Genomic DNA, 7,236 nt, shown 5'->3' with positions numbered 1-7,236 from the left:
TGAAAAATTACTGATTATTTTTTTGAATTTTTACTTGATTTCTATTATCCAATTTTTATTTTGCCTGGAATTGTTTTCTATAGTCTGCAGGAAAACCACCAAAATAAACATTAAATTTCTTATAGAAGTAGTTTAAATTAGAAAAACCATTCTCCTGTGCAATAAGATAAATAGGTTTATTAGTACTGATAAGTTCCTTTCCTACTGCTTCCATACGATAATAGTTTACTAACTTCTTAAAGGTATATCCTGTTGCTTTTTGAATAGCGCGTGAAAGATAATCTGGATTATAGCCGTACTTCTCAGCCGTTTCCATAAGAGTACAATCTTGATAATGTTGTTCTATGTATTGAATGATTTCTGTCATGTAGCTCTTATTATTTTCTTTAAATTGTTGTTCCATATTCATCTGATATCTTTGAGCCATTTTTATAAACAGAAGAGAAAAATAAGAATCAAGAATAGAAATTGCAAACAAAGAAGGATCTAAATACTCACATAAAATCATTTCTATAAGGTGCACTACATAATCATGATCATCTTCTCTATTATTAAAAATAATATAATCATTATGCTGTGCTTTTTGATCTATAATATTTGTCAGGAAAGTCACAATCGGGTTGACTGAAGAAAATTTGCTAATAAATGAGTCACTAAAATAAGAACGATCCATTTGAAAATTAAAGATAATATCATTTTCTGCAGGCATTAAGACTGTATGCTTTGAATTAACATCTAAAAGAATCATATCTCCTGCATGAAGTATCACTTCTTTATCATTAACAATTGCATAACAATGTCCAGAATAGACATATTTCATTTCTACATAGCTTCTTGTATGCAATGGCACAAATGAATATCTTGTCTGTTTTGAACAATAAATAGGAAATGAAAGAATTTCATCTGTAATTATCTGCCCATCATAAAACAAAGTATGTTTGCCTTTTGTGTTTTTATTTCTATCAATTGTGAATTGAATGAGTTTTTCATCATCTTCATTAAAATACTTTTCAATGTAGTCACCTGAATGATTCGGGTGACTTTTATAATATTTTTCTTTTTTAGTTAGAGGAGTAATCCTACTTCTTAATTCTTCTATTTTCATCATTATCACCTATTTCAACTATAACATCTGTTTTTGACAGTCCGCAAGTGTGTTTATGATATTTTAATCGCTTTCACAAAACATTATGATAAACATGTAAGTTAACTTAACAAATATCAATTTTGGAGGAAAATACAAATGGCAAAGGATTATACTTCTTTAGCTAAAAAGATTGTGGAAAATGTCGGTGGAGAAAATAATGTAATCTCACTTGTACATTGTGCAACAAGATTAAGATTTAAGCTTATTGATGAAAACAAAGTTAATATGGATGTTTTAAAACAGACTGAAGGTGTTATTACTGTAATGAAAGCAGGAGGACAGGTTCAGGTTGTTATTGGAAATAAGGTAGATACTGTCTATGATGCAGTACTTAGCTGTACAAATATTAATGCTGGTAACAGCAAAGAAATGGAAGATACAGGAAACAAAAACCTTCTTAATACTCTATTAGAGACAATTTCTGGTATCTTCTCACCAATGCTTGGTGTTATGTGTGGTGCCGGTATGTTGAAGGCATTACTTATTCTATGCACAACATTAAATATATTAACTACAGAAATGGGAACATATAAAATCCTTTATGCAGCTGCAGATAGTGTATTTAATTTTATGCCAATCATCTTAGGTTATACAGCTGCAAAAAAGTTTAAATGTAATCCATTTATTGCAATGTCTATTGCGATGTCACTTCTTTATCCAACTATGACTGCCGCATACTCAGAAGGTACGAAATTGACATTCCTTACAATACCAGTGACTCTTGTAAGCTATGCTTCTTCTGTCATGCCAATCATTATTTCTGTATATGTTCAAAGCAAATTAGAAAAACTAATAAAGAAGATTATTCCAGAAGTATGTAAGTTATTCTTAACACCATTATTAGAACTTTCCATTATGGTACCAGCTACATTCTTAGTCATTGGTCCAATCATGGATAAGTTTGGTAAATTACTTGCATCAGGTTATACAGCTATTATGGGATTCAACCCTATTATTGCTGGGGGATTTGTCGGTTTGATCTGGCCTGCAGCCGTTATCTTTGAACTTCATTGGGGCTTTGTACCTATCGTTATGAATAATATCGCAACTTACGGTAGAGATACATTATTTGTTATTACTGGGCCTAACAACATGGCTCAGGCTGGTGCAGCACTTGGCGTATTCTTAAAAACTAAAGATAAGAAATTAAAAGAATTATCAGGTTCTGCGGCATTCTCTGCAGTTCTTGCAGGTATTACAGAACCAGCCATTTATGGTGTTACACTCCCTTATAAGAGACCATTCGCAATTGGTGCTGTATTCTCTGGAATTGCAGGTATGATTGTAGCATCTGCTGGTACTAGCTGCCCTACTTTACTTGGTACTTCTATTTTAAGTCTTCCAGGCTATATCGGTCCTGGTTTTGTAGGTTTTGTGATTGCTTGTGCGATTGCTTATTTTGGTTCAGCTATTTGTACTTATTTATTTGGTTTTAATGATTCTATGCTTCCACAAAATAAAGTTGAAATAAAAGAAAAAAACACTTTAAAAGATGAAACAATCAGTTCTCCTGCCACTGGTGAGATGATTGCCTTAGAAGATGTGAATGATCCTATCTTCTCTTCAAAAGCGATGGGTGAAGGTGTTGCCTTCAAATTAACCGATGGTCATATCTATTCTCCTGTTGATGGTGAAGTCATTATGGCTGCCAAGACTGGACATGCAGTTGGATTAAAGTCTAATAATGGCGCTGAAGTACTTATTCATATTGGTATGGATACTGTTAATATGAACGGTGAAGGATTTAATGTATTAGTAAAAGAAGGACAGAAAGTGAGTATTGGTGATCTGCTTGTTGAAGCTGATTTAAAAGCTATCAAAAAAGCTGGTTATGATAATGTAACTCCTGTCATTATTACTAATACTACTGAATATAAAGAAATTGTTCCTGCATCCTATGGTGCTAAGACTGCAAAAGAAGAAATCATTGAAGTAAGAGTTGGTAAATAATTATGTTAAACCCTATTAGAACAATCATCACTCAGGATGCTGAAGTAGATGATCAGAACTCATTAAGACATATTCTCCTTTATGCCAATGATATAGAAATACAGGGTATCGTACAGACATCATCCATCTTTCATTGGAAAGGACAACCAGGAAAGACTGGACCAAGTGATAAGGCTGATTATGATCAGCCTTATCGATGGACTGGTACAAAATGGATGCAGGACGTAATGGATGATTATGCTGTAGACTATAAACATCTTGTGACTCATGATGCCAACTACCCTTCTCCTGATCATTTAAGAAGTCTTATTAAAATCGGGAATATTGGATATCCAGGAGAAATGGATGCTTCTACACCAGGTTCAGAATTAATTAGAGAAAAAATATTAGATGATGATTCTAGACCACTTTATATTCAAGTTTGGGGTGGTACTAATACAATTGCACGTGCTCTTCATGATATTGAGCAGAATTATAAAGATGATGAAAACTGGTTATCAATCAAAGAAAAAATAGAAAAGAAAGTTATTTTAACTGCCTGTGGTGAACAGGATAATACGTATCAGAACTATATTTCAGAAGTTTATCCAAACATTCAGTTTGTGAAATGTGTGATGATGAATAGTTATGGATACGGCTGGAATAATATGCCTGAAGGAAGCAGCAAAGAGACTCTTAGAGCTGATTTCATGAAAAAACATATTCTTAATAAAGGTGCTTTAATGAGTGGTTACGCTACCTGGGCTGATGATAAGTATTATGAAGGTGAAGAAAATAGATCACAATTTGGTTCAAACAAGAGTCTTCTTGTTGACTGGTGGGGAAAAAAATATGGTATGGGTACACATATTCCTTATGATTTCTTATCTGAAGGTGATTCCCCTACTTTCTTCTGTTTACTGCCATGGGGGTTAAGATGTCTTGAAGATTTCTCATATGGAGGATTGTCTGGAAGATATATAAAAGATGATACTAAGAAGAATTCTAAGGGAATTACTTTAAATTATTGGAATCCCGTAGAAGACCTCTATATTGATAAATATACAGAATCTATGTGGTATTATGTTTCTTCTATTCAAAGAGATCTTGCAGCAAGAGCTTCTTGGTGTATCACCGATGATAAAGAAGAAGCGCCTGTACTATCTATCCAGGAATCTCTTGACATGAAAGCTGATAAAGGTACAACTGTAGAGCTTCATATAAATAAAGAAGAACATGTACTCTATAAAATAAAGTATTATAAAGATGCTTCTAGTTATAAAGGAAATGTTTCTGTTAGTTTAGATGATTCTATCAAGATTGAAATTCCTGATGATGTAAAAACAAATGATATCCTTCATATCATTATAGAAGCAACGAACGATTATAAGCACAAGATTTCACGATTCACACAAATTATTATCAAAATCAATTAAAAAATGAGCTGTAACATATGCGTTACAGCTCATTTTTTAGTCTATTCTTTCAAATACCATTGTTGCCTGAATCTTATCTCCTCCAAGGAATCCTTTTGATCCAGAAGATGAAGTAGAAATAGTATGTAACCTATATCCTTTTTCAGCCTGCTTATTGATTTCAGCCTGTAGATTCGTTAAGCTCTTTGTACCAGAGCCAGTACCTAGAAACTTTTCAGTAAGTATCACCTGCAATACAACATACTTATCTCTATTATCATGTGAAGCTTTACCTGCAACATCATCCCACATAAGAATACCTCCCTTCTATATCTCTATTATAGTAGAAATGATTCTTAGATGCGTTGAGTAAGCCTTTGACAACACCTTATTTAAGGTGTTTCTTTGATATTTTTATTTTTTTTGACTTTAATAGATTCAATAAATGATCATAATTATCCGATAAAGCATCTATCTTAATCAATTTCTTTCCTTTCTTATCATACAAGATCATTGCATCCTTCTTATCAATGATTACTTGTCCAATATCAGTGATACATAATACCTTCTTAACATGAAATATTCTATGTATCTCTAATTGAGAATCATCAACTTTTACACCCCATATAGATGCCCAGATCACTCCATATAAACCAATACCCCCAAAGATAGAAGAAACATACAGATGTCCCATCTCTACTGTTTCATTGCCTTTCAGATAGAAATAACTAAATACAAGAAACATAATCATTCCTAGAACGAACTGTGACATACAGGCATACTTCAACACTGCTGGTGCTTTAACTCTATAATATGTAGTACTTATGTTCTCATTAGTTGTTTTACTAGATAAATGAGATATCACTTCACCGATAACACCTAGCACAATCGCAATAACTATATATCTAATTATAGTTTCTATCATATCTGTTCACCTCTTATACATAAATTATATTGTATCCATTAATATACTACAAGACACAAAAGAATCCCCTAGGATCTCCTAGAGGACACTTATTAACCCCAGACTTCTTCTGCGATTTCTTTTACAAGTTTTAATTTAGCCCATTGTTCTTCTTCTGTTAGTTTATTACCAATCTCACATGATGCAAAACCACATTGTGGGCTCAAAGATAAGCGTTCAAGAGGAATATACTTGCTTGCTTCCTTAATTCTCTGAATTACTTTTTCTTTATCTTCTAATTCTGGACGTTTAGTAGTGATTAATCCTAAGACAACCTTCTTATCACCAGATACTTTTGCAAGAGGCTTGAACCCTCCTGATCTTTCATCATCATATTCTAAGTAGTATGCATTCACATTCTCTTCACCAAATAAAAGATCAGCCACACCATCATAAGCACCTGAACTAAAGAATGTAGAATGATAATTACCACGACATACATGTGTATTGATTTCTAAGTCCTTTGGACTTTGTGCGACTACTTCATTATTAAGTTCTAATAATCTCTTTTTATACTCTTCTAATGCGGTACCTTTACGTCCTGTAAGGCCACATGCAAGCTGTGGATTGACCATACCGCCCCATACACAATCATCAAACTGCAATACACGACATCCTGCATCATAAATTTCATGAACAAACTCAATATAAGCCTTGACTACATCAGAAGCAAAAGCCTCTTCACTTTCATAAATACTTAATGTATTTCTAAGTAACTGTGTTCCCGTAAAGTAAGCATAAAACTGCCCTGGTGAAGGAATAGTCTGTTTGGCTAATGTATTTTCATCCTCAAACTGTTTTACAAATTTGAAATGATCTACAAAAGGATGATGATCACAGCTGATCTTTCCTGTGACATAAGTATCATCAATCATTGCTGCTTCACCATCAAATGTTGTATTACCTTCTATTGTCTTTTTATGTTCGACGCCATTAAGTCCCCACATAAAATCTAAATGCCATGTAGAACGTCTAAATTCTCCATCGGTGATTGTATGATAACCTAATTCTTTAATCTTAGTAATAAGTTCTGTAATACACTCATCTTCTACCTTTTTTAATTTTTCTGCATTAATTGTATTATTTTCAAAATCTCTTCTCGCCTTCTTAAGTCTCTCAGGTCTTAAAAAACTACCTACATAATCATATCTATTCATCTTAATTGTCTCCTTTTTGCGTGAGTTCATTGTATCAGAGATATTCTGCAAGTAGAAATACGTATAATTGAGTGTTTGTTATAGATTGAGGCTATGGATACGATACATCAGCAATGTACTCGTATTCAAAAATAGAAAACATATTATAAGTGTTATAATCCCTTTTATACCTAGAGTATGCATAGAATTCACTAAAGGCATCATACGAACAATTGAATAAGCGACATTGAATTCTATTAATATGCATGTAGATTGTTTTCTAAATATATACTGTAATATAATCAAAACAATCATTATTGGTAATGAAGTTTTAATAACAGATAAAATTATTTCTTTATACATGATAATCACTCCCTGTTTTCTATTATGACTACTAATTTTAAGAGAATTATGTGATTTATAATAGAAATGTAAATTATATTGATTATTCCATCACAAAACCGATTATCAGGTTTTCTCATATAGAAAATGAATTATTTTTTATACACTTTTTTAAACTTTTTTCTTAAAAACCCTTGCAATTATCTAAAATCCATAGTATATTATACGAGCGCCATGAAGCAATGGTTCCATAGCCAAGTTGGTAAGGCAGAAGACTGCAACTCTTCGACCATCGGTTCAAGT

At 32.6% G+C, this 7,236-nt stretch carries 6 protein-coding genes; 2 read left to right on the top strand and 4 right to left on the bottom strand.

The window, feature by feature from the left end:
- Positions 1-55: 55 nt before the first annotated feature.
- Positions 56-1,105, bottom strand: a complete 1,050-nt coding sequence (locus DW269_RS11820; RefSeq protein ID WP_158546370.1) for a helix-turn-helix domain-containing protein — start codon at positions 1,103-1,105, stop codon at positions 56-58.
- Between the two features lie 138 nt (positions 1,106-1,243).
- Between DW269_RS11820 and DW269_RS11815 the strand changes: the two genes are divergently transcribed.
- Together DW269_RS11815 and DW269_RS11810 are read left to right on the top strand one after the other, a co-directional pair.
- Complete coding sequence (locus tag DW269_RS11815; protein ID WP_117460143.1) at positions 1,244-3,097, top strand: beta-glucoside-specific PTS transporter subunit IIABC; 1,854 nt, start codon at positions 1,244-1,246, stop codon at positions 3,095-3,097.
- 2 nt (positions 3,098-3,099) lie between these two features.
- Positions 3,100-4,512 (top strand): DUF1593 domain-containing protein, encoded by a 1,413-nt coding sequence (locus DW269_RS11810; RefSeq protein ID WP_117460141.1) that lies wholly within the window; start codon positions 3,100-3,102, stop codon positions 4,510-4,512.
- Positions 4,513-4,548: 36 nt separating this feature from the next.
- Here the strand turns inward: DW269_RS11810 and DW269_RS11805 are convergent, their stop codons facing one another.
- The 3 genes from DW269_RS11805 to DW269_RS11795 all read right to left on the bottom strand — a co-directional run bounded on the left by DW269_RS11805 (position 4,549) and on the right by DW269_RS11795 (position 6,612).
- A complete protein-coding gene (locus DW269_RS11805) occupies positions 4,549-4,803 on the bottom strand; it encodes a DUF4177 domain-containing protein (RefSeq protein ID WP_006504615.1) in 255 nt (84 codons plus the stop codon).
- 76 nt (positions 4,804-4,879) lie between these two features.
- Complete coding sequence (locus DW269_RS11800) at positions 4,880-5,416, bottom strand: hypothetical protein (protein ID WP_117460139.1); 537 nt, start codon at positions 5,414-5,416, stop codon at positions 4,880-4,882.
- A gap of 92 nt (positions 5,417-5,508) precedes the next feature.
- Complete coding sequence (locus tag DW269_RS11795) at positions 5,509-6,612, bottom strand: 5-methyltetrahydropteroyltriglutamate--homocysteine S-methyltransferase (protein WP_117460137.1); 1,104 nt, start codon at positions 6,610-6,612, stop codon at positions 5,509-5,511.
- Positions 6,613-7,236 lie beyond the last annotated feature (624 nt).

This window comes from Catenibacterium sp. AM22-6LB, assembly GCF_003435615.1.
Lineage (GTDB): Bacteria > Bacillota_I > Bacilli_A > Erysipelotrichales > Coprobacillaceae > Catenibacterium > Catenibacterium mitsuoka_A.
The sequence above is the reverse complement of the archived record's forward strand: the minus strand, read 5'-3'. Positions and strand labels throughout refer to the sequence as shown.